Consider the following 21916-nt stretch of genomic DNA (forward strand, 5'->3'; position numbering starts at 1 on the left):
ACGCAACGAAGGCCTGATCATGAATTTAAAGCGTGTTATTGAGCAGCGGCAGCGCCAACGCTTTTTGAAAGTATTTCATCTGCTGCGCCTCGCCTACAAGCCGTGCGTGTTGCAGATGGTGACAATCACTTCCAAGCAAATGTACCCATCCGCGGTCAATAAGCTTTTGCGCAGTGGTCTGAACAATCTTTGAATAGAATCCTGTTATCGAACTGATGTTCATCTGAAACAATACCCCCCGCTCCAGGAAATCCTGGGCCTTGTCGATATTGTTCTGCAGATATAAATATCTCTCGGGATGGGCCAGCACCGGTTTATATCCCTTTGTCGTGGCCAGAAAAATGAACTCTTTCATGTTGAAAGGTTCATTCAGAAAGTTGGTTTCGAAAAGGAGATAGTTGTTGCCAAACGTGAGCATCTTCTGATTTTCATCAACCATCCTGAATACCTGTTCATCGAGATAGTATTCCGCCGCTGCCTGAATCTCCATATCGATTTCACGATCAACAAGAAAGGCTTTCAGTTTCGTCAGGCGCGCCAGAATACGTTCAGACGTATTCTTGTAAGTGTCGCTCATCACGTGTGGCGATGTGATAAGCTTCCGGTAGCCCAATTGTTGAAAATGAAGAATCACATCCTCAGATTCCTCGTACGATTGAACGCCATCGTCAAGTCCCGGAAGGAGATGTGAATGAATGTCCACCTGTAACGCGCTGACATTCTTGCTTGCGTCTTTTTTTCTTACCCAGTCGAACACTATCCCTTAAAGATTTGCAAAGACTTCTTTAACCAATTACTCTTACGCGGCGGCTCTTCATAGTAACCGTAACCATAGTTCTGATCACCCTGATTCGGCAAGGCATTTAGCAGCGTGGTAATATTAGAAAATTTATTTATGTTGATGATGCGTTGCAGATTGAAAAGAAAATCTTTTTTCGAGTAGTTGGCCCTGAAAATATAAATAGAAATATCCGAGTGTTTCATGGCCATAATACCATCTGTCACAAGTCCAACGGGCGGTGTGTCGAGAATCACATAGTCGTAATGCTCTTTCAGTTCTCCCAGCAGTTTGCTAAACTCATTGTTCATCAACAGTTCAGACGGATTTGGTGGATGAGGTCCTGACGGAAGATAGTCAAAGTTCTCGATTGTTGTTTTCGCTACACAATCTTGCCATTTTGACCTGTTAATCAGAACGGTGCTTACACCCGCGCTCCGGTCTACAGGCTGTCCTGCAAGGCTGTCTTTTGGCTTGCGCATGTCAAGATCCACAAGCAACACGCGCTTATTCGACATAGCAATTACACCGCCGAGATTTACTGCAATAAACGACTTGCCTTCACCAGATACTGTAGACGAAACCGTAATCACCTTCCTTCGCGAATGAATGTTAAAGAAGTCCAGGTTGGTTCGAAGAGTTCTTATGGATTCTGATACCATAGAGCGAGGGTGATCCAGGATATGGAACTTTGCCTTCTCCAGACTCCACGAAGTAGCGGGCACAACTCCCAGGATGGGGGTACTCACGTGCCGTTCGATCTCACTCAACGTCATGATGCGATCATTGAGCATGTACATCGTACCCAGCACAAACAACGCAAGTACGATGCTCGCAACGAACCCGATACCGGCAATCATCAGCTTGTTTGGCGACAACGGCTTCGATGGCATCATCGCAGGAGAAAGTATCTTGAAGTCCGGAATGGTTCCCGCCTGCGTGATTTCAAATTCAGATTTCGACTGCATGAGTGAGAGATAGAACTGCTCATACAGCTTATAGTATCTCAGGTTCTTCGAAAACTGTGTGGACTTGTCAGGAAGATTGGAGAACTCATACTCAAGCCTCGCTTTGTTTTGATTTAGCTGCAGGTATCGTTTTTGAAACCCCTCCTTGATCATGGCCAGCTGGCCCGTCACCTTCTCCTTGAGAATATCTATTTCGCGTTCTTTTTCACGATACGCGAAAGTGATTTCATTATAGGACAGCTTCAGCTTCTCCTGGTCCGTATACAATTTGTCAAGACGCTCAAGACTGGTTGTTAGTGATTCTGGCAGCGCAATGCGTTGAGAGATCGAAACATAGAAGTTGCCCTTCGCGATGTTTTCAATCAGGTTGTCGAGTTCGATCATGCGTTGATTCATGTCGTATCGCTGCGAATCAATTACGTTGATGGCCAGCACAGTCTTCTGAAGATCGGCGTCGAGGTTGTTGCTTTTATTCTGCAGGGTGAAGTTCTCGAAATAGTTTTCGTACCCCGTCATCTTGCCCTCAATGGTAGCAAGCTCGTTAGTGATCCATTCTATCTTCCTGCGTGTAGCCAGATTCTTTTGTTCGTTGCTGAACTGAAGATAGTTCGAGTCTACCTTGTTGAGGATCGCCCGTGCCTTAAATGGATTATGGTCTTTAAACGAAATCTGAATGGTGTTGGCATTGTAGTTCAGAGGCTCAGCCGTCAGATTGTTCAGCAGGTAAGCTACCAGGGCATCTTTTGAATTAATTACGAAGTAATACCCGATTTCATCACCCCCTACGAACAGATCGTTTTTTTCGAGTTTAAGGTCAATGCCATCCAGTGTAAACCACTTACCATAGGTTCCACGCACATCGCCTGTTCCATCGGTGAAACTCAGCAAAAACTGATCGTCGTCCTGCAGTTTGATGTTAATGCGTGTATTGACGAAATTCTCATTGTGCGCTTTGAACTCCACACGGAAGGGCGTGGTCTGATAAAGTTCGTCATCTAATACCCGTCCTACGCTGAAGTAGCTGACTTCAAGGCCAGCTGAGTCCAGTACACGGTTCAGGAACAGTCGCGACTGGATGATCTCAATTTCACCGGCAATAAGGTTCAGGCTCGGGTCCTCAACCACTGATGATTTGATACCAAATTCGGTAGCCTGTTTATTGACATCGAGTTTAAGGACGGAAGTCGACTGATAAAAATTCTTGGTGTAGCGAATCACCAGATAGGCACAGACGTTCACGGTAGCCACTATGACGATCAGCAGCAGCCAACTCGACAGGAATACGATCTTCAGTTTGTTGAAGTCGATGCTGTCAGACGTTGATGGCTGGATCTTTATGGAGCGTGGGTTATCTACCATAACGTCACTATTGTATAATTACCAATACAAGTGTAGATATGCTGGTTGCAAGGCTGACCAATATGCCATAGTCGCGAACTCCTTCGAAAAACGGACGCCGCACAGGCTCAACATATACGATGTCGCCTGGCTCAATGGCGATGTTGTTTTTCAGGTAGCCGTCGAATGTGCTCAGGTCGACCAGAAAAACTTTCTCGTTTCTAAGTACGCGAATATTCTGCGCCTTACCATCATTGTTTATCCCTTTTGCCAGGGCAAGCACTTCAACAAGGTGCATATTTTCATTCAGCAGTGGAATCACCTGGCCACCCGGAGAGCCCAGCACGATCACTCTTTTGTTTACGTATTTGAGGATGACAAAGGCACCCTGATAGTATTTGCTGTATTCCTTCTGTAAGATCTCTTCGGCTTCGCGGATTCTTAACCCCTCAATCTTGATTTGACCAACCATGGGGAATTTCGCCACGCCTGCAACGTCTACCAGGTAATCGGGAACGACACGGCTGTTGAGATTGGTTGTTCCCAGCTCTTTGGTTAACTGAAGATCAGGGTCGATGATCCGCTCCCCGTTGTTCGTATAGACTTCGAGTTGTAAGAGATCGTTCTTTTGAATTACGTAGTTCTTTTCAGCGACTGCTACCTGTTGCTGTACAACGCCTGGATCTTCGATCTTAAACATTATGTTCTGCTTGTACGTCGCGCAGGAAACTGCGCAGAAGGCAACAAGAATGAGCAACGGAATGATTGCAGTGGGTCTAGTCAATGCTTAAAAAAATTGAATCGCGCAAAATTACGGATTTATTAATAAAGTCGGTCGCCGTACCTCCCAGGCACTGCCGAACTACAAAAAATCGATAACCAACCAATCTAAAAAAATACCGCCCCGTGGTCCTACCGTTAGTTTAGGGTGAATTTCCCTAATCAGGAAGCGCGCTTAAACTCCTCAAGGGCGGCCAGATATTTCTTGATCACCAGTGCTTCATCATAATGGGCCTCTACCCGGGCCCTGCCATTAGTGCCGAACTCCTGAAGGCGCTCGTCGGTAAAGTTCGACATTGTGCGCATCTTTTCAGCCAGATCTCCCGAGTCCTTAATGCGGCACAATAGTCCGTTAACCTGGTCCACTACCACATTGTTACAGCCGGGAACATTCGTGGCAATAATTGGCTTGGCAGAGCTTGCCGCCTCCAGCAATGTCCTTGGTGTTCCTTCGCGATAGGAGGGGAGAACAATGCAGTCCGCCTTTGATATAAAGGTCCTCACATCGTCCGTTGTTCCAAGATATTCTACCGTATCACTGTCAATCCACTCCTGAATAACGTCTTCCTTTATACCTCTCTTATGCTCGGGATCTTTGGCTCCAAGGATCTGAAACTTGGCTTCAATACCATCAGCCTTCAGTTTCTTCACCGCTTCAATGTATTCCATTATTCCCTTATCGGTAATGAGGCGGGAAATAAGCAGAAACGTGAACCTCTTGTTCCTTTTAAACTTCATTGGCTGAAACCGGCCAAGGTCAATTCCTGAACCTGGCAATATGTCTACAGCGTTTTCAGCTACGAGTTTCTTCCCAAGGAACAGTTTCATATCCTCCGGGTTCTGAAAGAACACCTTATCGGCAAAACGAAAACTTACCTTGTAGAGAATGATAGCAACCAAAGAGACGAGATTCTGTTTGAGGAATGCCGTACCCAAACCACACACATTATTCACCACAGGGATGCGCAGCAATGCCGCAGCAAGGGTGCCATAAACGTTTGGCTTGATTGTGTAGTGAAGGATGATGTCTGGCCGAACACGCCTGTAAATCATGAACAACTCAACGATGAGCGCCGAATCTTTAATCGGATTCGCGCCGCGGCTGTCCATTTTTATAGGGTGATAAATGCATCCTGCTTCAACGAGATAGTGCGAGTACTCGTCGTGAGGCGCAATGGCATGTACTTCGTGGCCTTGTTTCAAAAGGGCCGTAACGAAATTCATCCTGAAATTATAGATATTCCAGGACGTGTTTAGGACGATGGCAATTCTCATCTAATCTGGGCTCTGATGTGAGAACCGGTAAATCGACCGGAGGGCGTCGAAAAATCAGGTATCTATTAAAAAAATATTCTGTTTTAGATACCCAAATATACAAGAAAGGTAACCTGTTCAAACATGCATGTATGAATTTTCGACGAATTGAATAAGTTGCAAAAAGTTATGACTCAGGGAAATAAACAACTGGCAATACTCGTCGCGATCGGCCAGCCACAACAAGCCGACGAAACCAAAGAACATCTCGATGAATTAGCGTTTTTGGCAGAAACGGCAGGGATAACAACAATCAAACGTTTTGTTCAACATCTGGCGCAACCGGATTCGCGAACATTTGTTGGTAAAGGAAAACTCGAGGAAATAAAAACCTTTGTTATTGTAGAGAAGGTTCGCAACCTGATATTCGACGATGACCTTACACCGTCGCAGCTAAGAAACCTCGAGAGGGAATTCAACACAAAGGGCGATGAATCCAATGTAAGAATTTACGATAGAAGCCTCCTCATCCTCGACATCTTCCTTTGGCGCGCTCAAACTGCACAGGCACGCACACAGGTTGAGTTGGCCCGTAATCAGTACCTCCTGCCTCGTCTTACGCGGATGTGGACTCACCTCGAACGTCAGCGCGGAGGCACGGGAACACGCGGTGGTGCTGGTGAGCGGGAGATCGAGACTGACCGACGGAACATCAGGAATCAGATCACCATCTTAAAGGAACGACTCAAGAAGATTGAGAAGCAACAACTAACCCAGCGGAAGTCGCGGGGCACCATTGTACGCGTCGCCCTGGTGGGTTACACGAACGTTGGAAAGTCAACACTGATGAACCTGTTATCAGGATCAGGAGTGCTGGCAGAAAATAAACTGTTTGCTACAGTAGATGCCACGGTTCGAAAGGTGACCTTCGGCAACATTCCGTTTCTGTTGTCTGACACAGTTGGCTTCATTCGAAAGTTGCCCCATCACCTGATCGAATCATTCAAGTCTACTCTCGATGAAGTGCGTGAAGCCGATCTCCTGCTTCATGTTGTCGACGTAGCCCATCCATTTCACGACAACCAGCTTGCTGTTGTGTCGGATACACTGCAGGAACTCGGCGCGGCCAACATCGTTACCGTTCTCGTGCTGAACAAAGTCGATCTCTATCTGAAAGCGAATCCGGACGCCAACCTCGATGAGATGAAGGGTTACTACAGGCAGGCCGGATATGAGCATGTGATCTTCGTATCCGCAGCAACGGGCTACAACATTCTTGAATTAAAGAAGTTGATATTCGAAGAGGTCAAAAAGAAACACCTGCAGATCTTTCCGAATTTTCTCAAAGACGGTTACGTGTTTTCTCCATGGCCTGAAGGCCAGTAACCTACTCCGAAAGTCCTATCATCATGAATGCTCCCCAATAGATGGGTTGCGGATAGTCAACGCGAAGTTCTTTCTTGGCATCAATAAAGCTCTGCCTCAGTTGTCCTGAATTGAGCCACTTTTGATAGAACTTCAGCATCAGCTGCTGCGTTGCTTCGTCGTCAACCTTGAACATACTCATGACAAGCACCTTTGCTCCCGCTACAAGGAATGCGCGCTGTAGTCCGTATACACCTTCGCCTGCCTCGAGATCGCCAAGTCCGGTCTCGCATGCACTCAACACCACCAGATCGGTTTTGTCGAGGTTAAGATTCATCGCCTCATATGCCGTGAGAATTCCATTCTCCATGTTGTAATTGTACGACGTCTTGTTCATCAGGTCTCCGGCGCCACGAAGCAACAGTCCCGTGCGCATCAATGGATTTTGATTTAGCGTCGCCTCACTGCTGCCCAATTCAGACTCAAGTGTTACTTGCTGGCTTGGACGATAAAACCCATGTGTAGCGATGTGAAATATCTTGGGACTGTTCACTGTCTTCACCTGCTCCTCAGTAGCGGCCTGTTCCAGGTATTCAGAAGTGATCCATCCTTTCTGCTTCAGCATGAACTGCAGTTGCTCCACTTCCTTTTCCGTTCCCGGCAGCGGTGCGATCAACTCTTTTGATGATGCAGTAAGATAAAACTGCGGATTACCAAACATCGACGCCGTGTTGTCCGGTGCCTCAGACTTCGACTTCAGTTTCTGAACATAAAGGTCCTTCGTGTTACTGACAAGAACAATGTTCGCATTGTCGATTACGTAACGTCCATCCGGACTTGGGATCGCCTCAAGATTGATTTGATTGTAAATGCCATCGGCCGACAGGTAGATGGTGGACGATTGTCCGATGCCATCAACAATAGGCTTCCAAAAGATATTGTACGATACTTCGTCGGCAACCTTTCCAATTATAGAGTTGCGATAAAATTTGAAGTATCGCGTTTCCATTTTCTTGCCATCCTGAAGCATGATTACTTTAGGCTTATTGAAGTCTTTCTTCAGGAACAAAGCAGCATAGACGACCGAATCGGTGAAGTCATGATTGAAATACCGGTAGCGCACCAGCTCGATGGCCGTTTCATTTGGCTTTAACGCTTTGCGTACATCGTCGAAAGTGATCCGCTTGTTTTCAAAACTTTGACCAAACAATTCTGATTGTTTGCTGAGTTCTTTCTCAAGTCTTTCAACTTCATTTTGCAGGGCACCCGGATCGATTTCACTCTCCTTAAGTTGTTCAGGACTCATCGAAATCGCCAGAGTCATGAGTTCCTTTTTCTGGGTCCACATGTTGAACTGCGACTTGAGATTTTCATCCGTGCTGTTCATGATTCGCTCACGGATCTTGATCGACGAGCTCAGCAACAATGCCTTGGTAAGAAGCTGATAGTTGTAAACCTTGCCTGACAGATCTTTAAAATCGTCGAGATTGCTGAAAGCAAGCGTGTTGTAGAACTCAAAATCAGAACGGATGGTGTTCCAGTACTTGGCCTTTTCACGTTCGCTCAGAGCAGGGAAAAATAGCTTTATAAAGTTCTCGTAGTTCGTCAGCGACTCCTCGATCATACGCTTTGATCGTTTGTAGTCTTTCTCCATGTAATAGACTTTGCTGAGACGCGATAACACTTTCACATATTCAGGATGTGTTGTGCTGAAGAATTTTTCATAGAGATTCTTGGCCTGGTTGTAGAATTGTTCGGCCTTCGCATATGTTTTCTGCTGATAGTAAACATCACCAGTGAGCATAAAGATGCTCGCGGCGTTGATGTTGTTCTTTGTGCCGGTCTTGGCCTTCCAGATGTTTTCAGCAACTGTCAATGAATTGAATGCTGCGTCGAAACGGCGCTCTGATATATAGAGCACCGCCATGTTTTTCATCAGATCAGCATATTGAGGATTGTCTTTGCCAAGTTTGCTTTCAATGATGCCGCGGGCCTCGAGGAAGAGGGCTTCAACAGATTTAGCTTCGTCGCCTTTGTAAAATTTGATCAGTGCAAGCTGAGACAACGATCGGGCTACCTCAATGTGATTTCTTCCGAATTGTTTCTCCTGGCTGGCAAGTGCCTTGTTCACCATCTGCCCGGCCTTGTCATAATCGCCAAGAGTGTAGTAAATGTCACTGAGAAGTTTTTGGGTCGGCGCTGTTTTCGTCGACACTTCACCATAAGTCTTCACGGCAATCTGATTAGCTCCAAGAGCAATTCTTTCGGCCTCGGTATAGTCGCCTTTGGCCAATGAGATCCGTGCCTGGTTCACCAATGGCTCAATGAGTCGTATGGAGTTTGCGCCGTATAGTTTTTCGTACTCAGGGATCTGTGTTCTTAAAAGGCGGTCAGCTTCCGAGAAGCGACCCAGTTGAATAAACAACGCCGTGAGTTCTTCCGCGGTTGAGATATCGCTGCCGATAGTTACGTTCGCGCGGGAGATGAGCTTTCTCGAGCGCTCGAGGTTCGACTCTGCTTCGTCGAACAAGCCCTTGATACCATAAAGTTTTGCCTGTGTTTCGATCGCATGAACCAGGTCACCGGTGCGGCGTTCGTCTTTACGATGCTCTTCAAGAATAGTGAGTGCCTTCGAGATATTGGCTTCTGCCCGTTCATATTGACCAAGCTTTATCTGCAATTGTGCGATCCGGTCCAGTTCAACTCCATAGTCAGGGTCCTTGTTACTGAATTTTGACCTTGCCACATCAGAGGCCCGATCCAAAGTTGCACTTGCGTCGTTATAATTGTCCGTGAACTCATAGAGCATAGCAAGATGGTTCAGGATCTCAAGATGGTCCTGATGCCATGGGCCAATCTCCTTAGCCACAATCTGTGTGTAGCTTTCGCTGAAGATCTTGGAGGCCTCGTCTACTTTATTGGTGAAATCAAGATAGAAACACGCCAGCCGGATCTTTGAGAGATGATAGGCCGGTGATTTGTCTCCATATAACTCTTTCCTGATGTCGGTTATTTGTGTGAGATAATTCTCAGCGTTTGAGTACCTGCGCTCATGCAAAGCAACTTCCAGGAGGAAGTCGAGTATTTGTTCCGTAGTGCGATAATTCTTTGGCAGGTTTTTAGACTTCAGTAATGCTGAAGCATCCTGCTCAAGGTCCTTGGTTTTATCGCGTGCCAGCTTCGAATCGAACTCAACGGCCTTGAGATTGATTTGAACGAGACTCGACTTTTCGAAAGCCTTGTCCAGCATCTTCTGATACTCAAGCTTGGTATTCATGTATCGCGCACGATTCTCTTCCACCAGAAGCTGATTTAGGTAGGCCAGATAGAGATCATTTGCCAGCGGGTTGGTAGGCTTCGCGCGTTTCTTCAGATCGGCAAGAATGTTTTCGAACTCAAGCTCCTTTTCTCTTTCTTCATTACCGTTGTCGATAAGCATCTTTGCATACAGGTAATTGTTCTCCACAAGAGAGAGGTTCGATTCGCCCATGTACTTCTGATTGCGTTTGATCCAGGTCTGGGCAGCTTTGAAAGCTGAGTCTGCTGAAATGAGAGAGCCGCGTTTGCCATAAGCATTTGCCGTCTGTGTGAGTACCTTTGCATACTCGCTGTAACGACGTGGTAACTCGCTTACAGGTACCCGTACCGTTACGATCTTGTCTCCCTCAGCCTTCGATTCCTTATCAGTCGCTCGTTTGGCAAAATAGTCAGCCACAGAATTGAATCGCTCTATCGCCTCATTGCAGAACCCCTGACCTGTCATTGCCTCGGCTTCAACCATTGCAGTCAGCGCCTGAAGATATTCGGTACCCGTTTCATTGCGGGTAAGAATCTGCTTGGATTGTTCGAGGTATTCGCGGCTCCGGCGGTAATAACCATACTGATTGTAGATGGAAGCAACGTCTACGAGAGTAGCCGCATAGTTCACACCGTTTTCACCATATATTGAACGACTGCTGGTCAGCGCGCTTTCAACGATCGACTCGAAACCCTCCAGCATCCCCGATTCTAAGTTGATTCGGGCTTCACGGATATAGAGGCCAGGCAGATATGGACTCTGCTGTCCCATCGACGATATCACCGAACTCCGGAGTTTCTTCAACCCGGACTTCGCTTTGCTATAACTGCCGGCAGCATAGCTCGCGTCTATCTTGCGAAGACTTTTGTCGATCTTTTTGTTTTGGGCGTGGGCATTAAATAAGAACAGCCACGCAAAGGCAAAAAACAGGGATACCCTGAGCGTTTTCATATTGCGAGAGGTCAATCGAAATCACTAATCTAAACAAAAGGTACTCGCTCCGCATTCCCCGGTTTCAGGTTATACGACAGCAGGTCGATTGTTAGGGTTGAAGAAGCTTCAAGAGGATATCTTTGGCTGCTGTAGTAAGCACAGTACCGGGCCCGAATACGAAAGCAGCACCCTTTTCATGCAGGAATTCGTGATCCTGTTCGGGTATTACTCCGCCAGCAACTACCAGTATATCCTGTCGACCAATTTTCTTTAGCTCCTCAATCACCTGAGGGATCAGCGTCTTGTGACCACCAGCGAGACTCGAGATTCCAATAACGTGCACATCGTTTTCCGCCGCCTGCATGGCAACTTCCTCCGGCGTTTGAAACAGTGGACCGATATCCACATCAAAACCCATATCAGCAAAACCAGTCGCGATAACTTTTGCTCCGCGATCGTGCCCGTCCTGACCGATTTTTGCAACAAGAATGCGCGGCCTTCTTCCCTCTATTTTTGCAAAGTCCGCTGTGAGCTGACGCATTTCCGTGAAGGTATTCTCTTGTTTCATCTCTGCTGAATATACGCCGGAAATAATTTTTGTCTGCGCCTGATACCGGCCAAAGACAGTTTCGAGAGAGAGAGAAATTTCTCCAAGCGTGGCACGGGCCCGCGCCGCCTCCAGCGCACATTCCAGAAGATTATCATCCGATCGTGCCGCATCGCTAAGGGCAGTGAGCGCTTTCGTTACTCTCGACTCGTCGCGGGCAGCCTTAACTTTTTTCAACCTTTCGATCTGTTCGGAGCGAACCTGATCATTATCTATTTCAAGAATCTGAAACGATGTATGCTCAACGGAGCGGAACATGTTAACACCGACAATAATATCACGGCCAGATTCAATACGCGCCTGCTTCGATGCGGCAGCCTGCTCGATTTGCATTTTGGGTAGACCGGATTCAATGGCCTTCGTCATTCCGCCGTTCGCTTCAATCTCTTCAATAATTGCCCAGGCCTTTTCTATCAGCGACTCTGTTAAATGTTCAACATGAAGACTGCCTCCCAGTGGATCAATTAGTTTTGTAATACCAGTTTCCTCTTCCAGGAACAATTGTGTGTTTCGTGCAATGCGCGCCGAGAAATCCGTTGGCAATGCTATCGCCTCATCGAGAGCATTGGTATGAAGCGATTGCGTTCCACCCAATACAGCAGCGAGCGCTTCGATACAGGTTCGTGTCACGTTGTTATAGGGATCCTGCGCAGTGAGACTCCAACCCGACGTTTGACAGTGCGTGCGCAATGCCATCGACTTCGGATTAATTGGATGAAACGATTGAACGAGCTTTGCCCACAACACACGCGCCGCCCGCATTTTGGCAACCTCCATAAACAGATTCATGCCTATGCCCCAGAAGAAGGAGAGACGTGGCGCAAAATCATCTACCGCGATCCCTGATTCTATCCCTTGCCTTAGATATTGCAAACCATCACAAAGTGTATACGCCAGCTCAAGATGTGCCGGTGCTCCGGCTTCATGCATGTGATATCCGCTAATACTAATGGAATTGAAGCGCGGCATGTTTGCCGCCGTGTATTGAATGATATCGGTTACTATCCGCATCGATGGTGCCGGTGGATAGATATAAGTGTTCCGCACCATGAATTCTTTCAAAATATCATTCTGGATGGTACCGCTTAGTTGTGCTGGTTTAACTCCCTGCTCTTCCGCAGCGACTATATAAAATGCCATGACCGGAATAACAGCCCCATTCATCGTCATCGAAACAGACATCTTATCCAGCGGAATGCTATCAAACAACACCTTCATGTCATCTACAGTATCAATAGCAACACCCGCTTTGCCAACATCTCCTGCTACGCGAACATGATCAGAATCATAACCGCGATGTGTTGGAAGATCGAAAGCAACTGATAAGCCACGCTGACCGCTTGCAAGGTTCCGTCTGTAAAATGCGTTTGATTCTTTCGCTGTTGAGAAACCTGCGTATTGGCGAATCGTCCACGGCTTCGTGATATACATCGTCGCATATGGTCCTCGCAGAAATGGGGGCACACCGGCAACGTATTGTCTTACTGTTGATGCAAGGTTATCGTGCGTGTAGTTTTTGGGTACGATTATTCCTTCGGCTGTTTGCCATGTTGCAGATACGTTGCTTTTGTCAAAGGCAGCAGCACTCGTACTCGAAAACATCTCACGTGCCACAACATCAAAGTCAATGGTTGCAAGTCCACATTTTTTCCATGCTTCATCACAATATCGTTGAATAATGGCGGATAGCGCATACGCTCCTTCGGTTGGATCATTTACTTTACCAATGTGCGACTCATCACGCAAAACATTGCCAACGTTCCGCGCAGTGCGTACCAAAAGTTCTGATTGCTCATCTTCAGGAATAACACTAATGACATCACAACCACCAAGCACAGAGCCAAGCGCGGCGATAGTATTCGACAACAGCGAGCGATGCGGTTGCAGGTTGCTGATAGTTTCGCGTGGAGTACTCGCTTGAATATACAGGTCAGCGTGTGGAGTGGCTTTTGAATGACAAAACGCTCGCCATAGCAAACGCAATGCTTTAAGACTTGCAATTTCTTCGAATATCTGCGTGCCCGAAATAACGGATACAGCCAGCTGGTTTTCAATTGCAATGCTTGCGGCGTTCAATTGATGCCATGCCTGTTGCAACATATTGAGTGCTGAAACAAGGCGGGAAAACGGTGAGCCTGATGGAGTATTAACACCCAACCATCGCAGACAGCTAAATTCTGCGAACAGATTATTTATGACAGCGACGTCGTCCGGAAGTTGCGTCCAGAATATAGAGCCATTTAATACAGACGGATCGTATGATTTTTGTTTCGCATACGCGGGCAGCGACGTAATCGCATCAGCAGATGACACAAAAAAAGTTACAGTGCAAATTGACCAGTCGATTTCGCGCAAAAGGAGATTAAAATCAATTTCTGTTTTTGCCCGGACGTCGAAAGCAACACCATCAGCACCATTCTGAAGATGATTGAGTGCTTGTATACAGGCTGTTGCCTCATCATATACAGATATTATCGGAACATTCGACCAGGTGTGCGCTGTTTTGATGCTGGTGTTCAGATAGGGAAATTTTCCGACATCTTCCCAATCGTAATAAGAAAAAAAATTATTGCCATCGCTATCACTCCATCCTGGCAAATCATCAGTATTTTTTTTTTGTGTTTCGACACTGACTGCTTGCAGCCAATCTCTGCGTGAAACGTTCGGAAACGAAACTTTAATTAGGTCGTAGATGCTGTGTTGCGACATTCGAAAAAAATACAGTCAATTTTAGCCAGATTTTCATAGGGTATTTGACTTTTCTCGCTAATTTTTTGGTAGCATTTTTTTTTCGACAAAATCAATAAAACCCCCTCTTGATTTCTTGAACTGTTTTTTTACATCTTTGTCTCCCTTTCCCAAATGGAAGTTTTAAAAGCCGATAGAATAGGACGAACAATGGAAAACAACTGCTCAACAGTGTGGAACGATTGCCTTGACGTCATTCGTGAACATGTTGAGGAGGATAAATTCAATACATGGTTCCGTCCAATCAAACCTCTGAGGGTCGATGGTGATATCCTCACCATTCAGGTGCCTTCACAGTTCTTCTATGAATGGCTTGAAGATAATTATGTTCCCGTCTTGAAACGGGCGATTCATACTGTACTGGGTCCAACAGGGCGTTTGGAGTATTCCGTTGTCGTTGATAGCGGAAACCAACAGACTCCCGCTGTTTCAGTAAACTACCCCGGGAACGGTGTCGGCACACGCCGCAGCGCGATGAATGGCACCATACCACCCGATGACTATTCGCCGTTCTCTTATAAAGCATTGAATCCGCAAACAATCAACTCACGATTGAATGCGGCATATACATTTGACAATTTTGTAGAAGGCGATTGTAACAGACTGGCGCGCTCCGCAGGAGTCGCCGTTTCGAAAAAACCTGGTGTCACATCATTCAATCCACTGATGCTCTATGGAGGCGTCGGTGTGGGAAAGACACACCTGGTTCAGGCAATCGGCAACGAGATCAAAAACAACATGCCGAGTAAAGTCGTGTTGTACGTCGATCAGAGCGATTTCACAAATCAATTCCTGAACGCGTTGCAGAATCACAAACTGCAGGAGTTTCAGAATTTCTATCAGCAGGTTGATCTCCTTATCCTCGATGATGTGCAGTTCCTTGCTGGTCGTGAGAAGACTCAGGAAATGTTCTTCCACATATTTAATCAGCTGCATCAGTCAGGCAAGCAAATCATTATGACCAGTGATTGCCCGCCGCGCGACATGAAAGGCTTCCAGGAACGACTGCTGTCACGTTTCAAATGGGGTTTGACGGCTGACTTGCAGGAACCTGATTTTGAAACTAAACTGGCCATCATCAATCGCAAGATGCTCGCAGACGGAATTAAGATTCCTACTGAGGTTTCTGAGTACTTGGCATATAGTGTCGATACGAATCTTCGTGACATGGAAGGAGTGCTCAACTCACTCATTTTCCACGCTACATTGCTGAAAAAGGAAATTGATTTGGAGCTGGCTAAGGAAGTGTTGAAGAATATCATTAAGGAAATTCAGTCCGACGTAAGTGTCGACTTTATACAGAAGACCGTTGCAGAATCTTTCAAGATCGATCCCGAAGTAATGAAGGGAAAGGTCAAAAAGCGCGAAATAGTTATTCCCCGTCAGGTAGCCATGTATTTCTGCAAGCGCTACACGCAACTCACTCTTGCTCTGATTGGTGAGAATTTCGGCGGTCGCGATCACAGTACTGTTATTCACGCACTTGAGTCTGTTGAAGACATGATGAAGACAGATCCCAACTTCAAGGCTACTGTCGATGAACTCGGCAAGAAACTAAAGCTGAGAGTATCCTGATTCGATTAAACATCAAATAGTGAGCGGACCGGAATACGGTCCGTTTCTTTTTTTGTGCTTTCCAGAAGTGGATACATTGACGTGATGCATTAAGTTATTTTAGTCAACCGCTGGCAGACAACGTTCAGCAATTAAGCGGGATCAAAGGTAGGACTAGCATTGGAAGGGACTTGGAAGCATCAGAGATGAGACCTTCTCTGCAAATGCTTCGCATAGTATTGGCAAATTCTTCGCAAAGAACTTCTGAAAACCCCGAAACTGACCTGGAAACTGAGTTGCACAATCCATAAACCTCAAAATCAGCCTGAAAACTGCCGCTCCAAAGTGGCAAAACGGAAGGTTTGAGATTTAAAGATATGCCGTTTATCTCATCACAAATGGAATTTCGACCTGCTGCCTTGAGCTATTGAAACCGTACAGTGCGCCACGTCCTTTAAACTTCCCAAAGAACTCAACGATTTCTTCAGGCTCTTTCACACGCACGCGATTAATAGCGATGATGGTGAAATTCTCAGGCACACCTATTTGCTTCAGAGGACTGTTGTCCTTGATATGAAAAACTTTAACGCCGTATTGAGTTGATTCGAGCTGAGCTCCCAATGCGTCATTTGTATAAATGTTCCGCTTGATAAGATCGTTGGTTCCGTTCAGATTAACCAGGGTAATGGACGTGTTGTTTGTCTTTCCATCTCTTACATAAACAACGGGCAGCTTGTCACCGGGATAATGGTAACTCATCTCCTCCTCAAAAGCGCTCTGCGAGTTTGTTTCGACGTTATTCAATCGGATAATGATGTCACCTGGTTTCAACCCTGCATTGGCAGCTGGTCCGCCTTTTTCAATGCTTTCCAGCAGTACGCCACTGTACAATTTTACATCAGTGTTCAGATTGTACTTCTTGGCATTCTCGTAGTTGTATTCTATGATGCCGCCTCCGATAAAGCCTTGTTGCACGATGCCGTATTTCACGAGGTCATCAAACACTTTCCGGGCGATATCAACGGGGATGGCAAATGCATAACCGGTATAACTTCCAGTTCGACTAAGGATCGCAGAGTTTATACCAACAAGCTCACCACTCTTGTTAACCAACGCTCCGCCTGAGTTTCCAGGGTTGATGGCCGCATCCGTCTGAATGAACGATTCAATAGGGAACTTGTCTTCAAGTATTCCGATCCTGCGGCCTTTGGCGCTCACGATACCAGCCGTTACCGTCGATGCGAGTGAAAAAGGATTTCCCACGGCCAAAACCCATTCTCCTACCTGAACATTCTTCGAACTTCCAAGGGCAATAGCTGGCAGGCCAGACTCAGAAATCTTGATTACGGCGAGATCAGTAGACGGATTGGTTCCAATCAATTCCGCAGGATAAACGCGCTTGTTGTATTGTACCTCGATGCGCTCCGCCGACTCGATGACGTGATTATTGGTAATAATGTATCCATCTGAAGTGAAGATCACACCGGATCCGCTGCTGACCTGAGTACGTCCACCGCTCGTGCCCTGACCAAAAAACCAGTCCCAGGTAGAATACGTTGCTCCCCTTGAAATGCTATTGATGTAAACGACGCTCGGCGTAGCCTTCGATGCGGCTTCGCTGAAATCGACAGGAGCTACGGCGGCGTCTGCACCGGAAGTTGTCTGCGACGAATAACCCTGCGCAATTTCCGATGAATGATTAACCGGCTGATCGAAGTTTACCCTTGTAAAATCAGTTGTTTCTGATGTCTGAGCCTCCATGGCGGGCTTCACCATAAGGACAAAAAGCAGATAAGCGCCCGAAACTCCGGCTGCAAAACCAATTAGAATTGTTCGAATCGTCGATTTCATAATCAAATGTAGTACTCAACGGAACTAACGCCTGAGTACTTCGCAATGTTGGCAGGTAGGGCCAAAAAATCAACCCCCTGAGGGTTTTACTGACGACTTTTAACCGGATTGCAACGTTGCGAATAAGAATATCCACTGCGGAATTGCACATGCCGCGATCGGATCTATTTGTTAGTTTTGCAGGATATGGGATTGCGTTCTAGCCTCGCCAGGCCTTTTGCTGCCTTGATTGCCTCTAAAACGAAAAAGTGGTCACTAGACCCGTACCGTTTTCAGCAGAAAATCATGAGCGATATCGTTTCGTCTGCATCATCCACAGCATTTGGTAAAGACCATGACTTCGGAGCCATCAAAAGTTACGACGACTTCAAAAAGAATATTCCGGTTCGCGATTACGAAGATCTGAGGCCTTATTTCGATCGTATTGTAAAAGGGGAGAGCGATGTGCTGTGGAGGGGTAAGCCTAAGTATCTCGCGAAAACTTCGGGAACGACTTCAGGCACAAAATACATTCCCATCACACACGAGTCTGTATCGAATCATTTCAACAGTGCACGTGATGCTTCCATGAGCTACATAAATGAGACAGGCCGTTCAGAGTTTCTGGATGGCAATCTTATTTTCCTTTCAGGAAGTCCAGAACTGACTGAAAAGGCGGGCATCAAAACGGGAAGGCTATCCGGCATTGTCAATCATGAAATCCCATCGATCATTCGCAGCAATCAAAGACCAAGCTATAAGGTCAATTGCATTGAAGACTGGGAGGAAAAACTGGAAAGGATCGTAGATGAGACGCTTTCCTCAGACATGAGAATGATTTCAGGGATTCCGCCGTGGGCACAAATGTATTTCGATCGCATTCAGGCGCGTACCGGAAAGAAGATCAAAGACGTATTTCCAAATTTTTCATTGTTCATTTACGGTGGTGTCAATTTCGAACCCTACAGGGCCAAGCTATTTGAATCCATAGGTAAGCAGCTCGACTCGATCGAGACCTACCCGGCATCGGAGGGATTCATTGCCTATCAGGACTCTCAGCGCGAGCCTGGACTGTTATTGCTGGCAAACACTGGTATCTTCTTTGAATTCGTGCCTGTTGAAGACTACTTCAATGAGAACCCGCGACGACTGACACTGGAAGAAGTTGAACTGGGAAAGAACTATGCGCTGATCATCAACAGCAATGCAGGGCTGTGGGGCTACTCAATTGGAGATACTGTAAAATTTGTTTCAAAGCTTCCTTACAGGCTTGTCGTCACAGGCCGTATCAAACATTTTATCTCTGCCTTTGGTGAACACGTGATCGGCGAAGAGGTCGAGAAGGCGATGAAGAGAACGATGGAAAAATTTAGCGAGGTAGAGCTGGTTGAGTTCACGGTAGCACCCATGGTTGCCCCCGCTGAAGGACTGCCACATCATGAGTGGTTCATCGAATTTGCGCGCGCCCCACGCGATCTGGAGGCGTTTGCGCTGGAATTGGATGACCAATTGCGAAAACTGAATGTATATTACGACGACTTAATTCGTGGAAGTATCCTGCGCACGCTGCGCATTCACGCCGTAAGGAAACTTGGTTTTATTGACTACATGCGCTCACAGGGCAAGCTTGGCGGTCAAAACAAGGTGCCCCGCCTTTCGAACGATCGGAAGATTGCAGACATGCTGGCAAAAATGTGAAAGTGAATTTAGTCGTAGCCGCGACATTGGTGAGAGCATCTAAGAAACAAAACAATCCGGATTAGACGGAATGGCGAAGAGAATAGCGATCCTTGGTTCAACGGGGTCAATTGGAACACAGGCACTGGAAGTAATTGCAGCGCATCCGGATGCATTTGAGGTGGAAGTGCTGATTGCGCACAGCAACGCCGACTTACTCGTTGCGCAAGCCAAGAAATTCAAACCTAATGCGGTCGTTATCGCCAATGAGCAACACTACCAAACGGTAGCCGAAGCGTTGCGTGGCGAACTGGTAAAAGTTTATACAGGGGAAAGCGCGGTTTGCGCTGCGGTGGCAATGTCGACCGTGGATGTTGTGTTGACGGCAACCGTCGGATATTCTGGTTTAAAGCCCACGATAAAAGCAATTGAAGCAGGAAAAACAATTGCACTTGCCAACAAGGAAACTCTTGTAGTGGCAGGAGAGATGATCACACGTCTCGCGCATGATCACGGAGTAAACATCTATCCGGTTGACTCCGAGCACTCGGCCATATTTCAGTGCCTGGCAGGTGAATTCCACAACAAAATTGAAAAGATTATCCTCACAGCATCAGGCGGCCCGTTCAGGGGAAAGAGCCGTGCAGATCTGAAGGCGATAACTAAGGCGGAAGCCCTTAAGCACCCTAATTGGAGCATGGGCGCTAAAGTTACTATCGACTCCGCCACGTTGATGAATAAAGGACTCGAGGTGATCGAGGCCAAGTGGCTGTTCGGCGTTCAGGCCAATCAGGTCGAGGTGGTGGTGCACCCGCAATCGATCATTCATTCGCTTGTGCAGTTTGAAGATGGGTCGATCAAAGCGCAACTCGGTTTGCCCGACATGCGTTTACCAATACAATACGCCTTATCGTATCCCGACCGATTGCAGTCAGATTTTCCCCGTTTTGATTTTAGGAATTACCCTTCCCTCACCTTCGAAAAGCCCGATACGGAAACTTTTCGTAATCTTGCACTGGCCTTCGATGCGTTAAACCAGGCAGGAAACATGCCCTGCATATTAAATGCCGCGAACGAGGTAGCAGTGGCCGAGTTTTTGAAGGACAACATTGGATTTCTGGATATGTCGGAAATCGTAGAGAAATGCCTGAGGAGTGTATCTTTTGTCAGGGCTCCAAGCTACGAGGATTACGTAAACACTGACAAAGAGGCACGAATCAGGGCGAACGAACTTGTGAAGAAGTTGCAGGTCTACTCCCGCTAAAAAAAAGAACAAACTAAGATGGATTGGATGATCATGTTGGCCCAACTGCTGTTGAGCCTGTCGTTTCTGGTGGCCGTTCACGAAATGGGCCACTTGCTTGCGGCGAAATACTTTGGAATGCGTGTGGAGCAATTCTCAATTGGCTTTCCACCAAAACTCTGGTCGTTCAGAAAAGGCGACACAGAATATGCTATTAGTGCAATCCCTTTAGGCGGATATGTTAAGATATCCGGGATGATCGACGAGTCGTTGGATACTGAAGCGATGAATCAACCTCCACAGCCCTGGGAATTTCGCTCCAAGCCGGCATGGCAGCGCTTGATTGTGATGCTCGGCGGTATTGTTGTCAATGTTATCGTGGGCATACTCATATTCATCGGGCTCACGTTCTTCCTTGGCGATACTTACATTCTAAAAGATGAAATCAACAAGTCCGGTGGATTTCTTGTCGGACCGATCGGAGAGCAGATTGGTTTGAAAACCGGAGACCAGATTGTAAAGATCAATGGCAAGGAATTCAAATACCTCCAGGACATATTCAACATGGAAACGTTGCTTAGCACCAACGGATCCTATACTGTTGAACGCGACGGAAAGGAACTCGATATTCCAATCCCCGCCGATTTCATCGAGAACTTCAGCAGTAGCAAGAGTAATCCTGGACAGTTTCTCAGCCTCCGGATGGCTCCGGTTATAGCTCAGGTACAACCAGGAAGCGTTGCCGAGAAAATGGGTCTTCGCGCAGGAGACAGGATTGTTGAAGCCAACGGAGCGCCTATACAATACAAAGATCAGATCGACAAGCAGGTGCAGGCAATGGTTAAAGACTCGTTGTCTGGAAACTCTGACACTGTCGCAATAAAAGTAAACAGGGCTGGTGCAGAGGTTGCCATGAAGGCCGATTTCAAAAACTTCAGGAGGCAAAAGATGCTTGGCATCCTGGTTGATTCAACGCCTTCTGAAGATTTTATTAAACGCGCCGAAGAGCGTGTTACTTATGGATTGATCGAGTCTATTCCTCTCGGAACAAAGCGGGCTTTTTCGATGCTCACAGCAAACGTCAAAGCGTTTGGTCGCGTGATAACGGGAAAGCTATCCGCTCAGAAATCAATATCTGGTCCGTTGGGCATAATGAAGGCTTTTGGTAATCAGTGGGATTGGGCCCGCTTCTGGACCTTGACGGGCGTGCTTTCACTCGTGTTGGCGTTCATGAACCTCCTCCCGATTCCAGCCCTCGATGGAGGTCACGTGATGTTCCTCAGCTATGAAATTATCTCAAGACGTAAGCCTTCTGATAAGTTCCTTGAAACCGCACAGAAAGTGGGTATGTTGTTCCTGCTCGCGTTGATGGTTTTTATCTTCGCGAATGACATCATCAAGATGGTAACGCCTGATTAAATTCGCAGAGGCTTCACCTGAATCGCCTGCTCACTAAATAAAAAAACAATAGCCCCTTCAATGGGGCTATTGTTTTAGTACAGATTGTTAGTGATTAATAGATTGTTAGCGTTAGTAACTGTTC

12 protein-coding genes and 1 pseudogene are annotated in these 21916 nt (G+C 46.7%); 5 read left to right on the forward strand and 8 right to left on the reverse strand.

All coding sequences use genetic code 11. The annotated features are described in order from the left end of the window. Positions 1-25: 25 nt before the first annotated feature. From WBG78_RS14640 to WBG78_RS14655, 4 genes are all read right to left on the reverse strand, one after another. On the reverse strand, positions 26-757 hold the full coding sequence (locus WBG78_RS14640; RefSeq protein ID WP_337327191.1) for a tyrosine-protein phosphatase: 732 nt from the start codon (positions 755-757) through the stop codon (positions 26-28). Beyond that, positions 757-3105, reverse strand: a complete 2349-nt coding sequence (locus tag WBG78_RS14645; RefSeq protein ID WP_337327192.1) for a polysaccharide biosynthesis tyrosine autokinase — start codon at positions 3103-3105, stop codon at positions 757-759. Before WBG78_RS14645 ends, WBG78_RS14640 begins: the two co-directional genes overlap by 1 nt. Positions 3106-3112: 7 nt before the next feature. Then, a complete protein-coding gene (locus WBG78_RS14650; protein ID WP_337327193.1) occupies positions 3113-3868 on the reverse strand; it encodes a polysaccharide biosynthesis/export family protein in 756 nt (251 codons plus the stop codon). A 158-nt stretch (positions 3869-4026) separates the two neighbouring features. Next, a complete protein-coding gene (locus tag WBG78_RS14655; RefSeq protein WP_337327194.1) occupies positions 4027-5139 on the reverse strand; it encodes a glycosyltransferase family 4 protein in 1113 nt (370 codons plus the stop codon). 168 nt (positions 5140-5307) lie between these two features. On the opposite strand from WBG78_RS14655, the gene hflX reads away from it, so the two are divergent. Further along, positions 5308-6504 (forward strand): GTPase HflX, encoded by a 1197-nt coding sequence (hflX, locus tag WBG78_RS14660; protein WP_337327195.1) that lies wholly within the window; start codon positions 5308-5310, stop codon positions 6502-6504. Between the two features lies 1 nt (position 6505). Here the strand turns inward: hflX and WBG78_RS14665 are convergent, their stop codons facing one another. The 3 genes and pseudogenes from WBG78_RS14665 to WBG78_RS14675 form a co-directional block, all read right to left on the reverse strand. Then, a complete protein-coding gene (locus WBG78_RS14665) occupies positions 6506-10732 on the reverse strand; it encodes a CHAT domain-containing protein (RefSeq protein WP_337327196.1) in 4227 nt (1408 codons plus the stop codon). A gap of 91 nt (positions 10733-10823) precedes the next feature. After that, positions 10824-12935: a methylmalonyl-CoA mutase gene (gene scpA / locus WBG78_RS14670; protein WP_337327625.1), complete on the reverse strand. Its 2112-nt coding sequence runs from the start codon at positions 12933-12935 to the stop codon at positions 10824-10826. 45 nt (positions 12936-12980) lie between these two features. Next, positions 12981-14030, reverse strand: a pseudogene (locus WBG78_RS14675) (methylmalonyl-CoA mutase family protein); the annotation flags it as partial. A 189-nt stretch (positions 14031-14219) separates the two neighbouring features. Here WBG78_RS14675 and dnaA point away from each other — a divergent pair. After that, positions 14220-15644 carry a chromosomal replication initiator protein DnaA gene (gene dnaA, locus WBG78_RS14680; protein WP_337327197.1) on the forward strand — a complete coding sequence of 475 codons (1425 nt, stop codon included), beginning with the start codon at positions 14220-14222 and terminating at the stop codon, positions 15642-15644. A gap of 363 nt (positions 15645-16007) precedes the next feature. Here the strand turns inward: dnaA and WBG78_RS14685 are convergent, their stop codons facing one another. Beyond that, complete coding sequence (locus WBG78_RS14685; protein WP_337327198.1) at positions 16008-17474, reverse strand: S1C family serine protease; 1467 nt, start codon at positions 17472-17474, stop codon at positions 16008-16010. Positions 17475-17660: 186 nt separating this feature from the next. On the opposite strand from WBG78_RS14685, the gene WBG78_RS14690 reads away from it, so the two are divergent. From WBG78_RS14690 to rseP, 3 genes are all read left to right on the forward strand, one after another. Beyond that, a complete protein-coding gene (locus WBG78_RS14690; RefSeq protein ID WP_337327199.1) occupies positions 17661-19151 on the forward strand; it encodes a GH3 auxin-responsive promoter family protein in 1491 nt (496 codons plus the stop codon). 70 nt (positions 19152-19221) lie between these two features. Further along, on the forward strand, positions 19222-20394 hold the full coding sequence (locus WBG78_RS14695; RefSeq protein ID WP_337327200.1) for a 1-deoxy-D-xylulose-5-phosphate reductoisomerase: 1173 nt from the start codon (positions 19222-19224) through the stop codon (positions 20392-20394). A gap of 18 nt (positions 20395-20412) precedes the next feature. After that, positions 20413-21792, forward strand: a complete 1380-nt coding sequence (gene rseP, locus WBG78_RS14700; RefSeq protein ID WP_337327201.1) for an RIP metalloprotease RseP — start codon at positions 20413-20415, stop codon at positions 21790-21792. Positions 21793-21916 lie beyond the last annotated feature (124 nt).

The organism is Chryseolinea sp. T2 (assembly GCF_037203685.1).
Classification (GTDB): Bacteria; Bacteroidota; Bacteroidia; order Cytophagales; family Cyclobacteriaceae; genus Chryseolinea.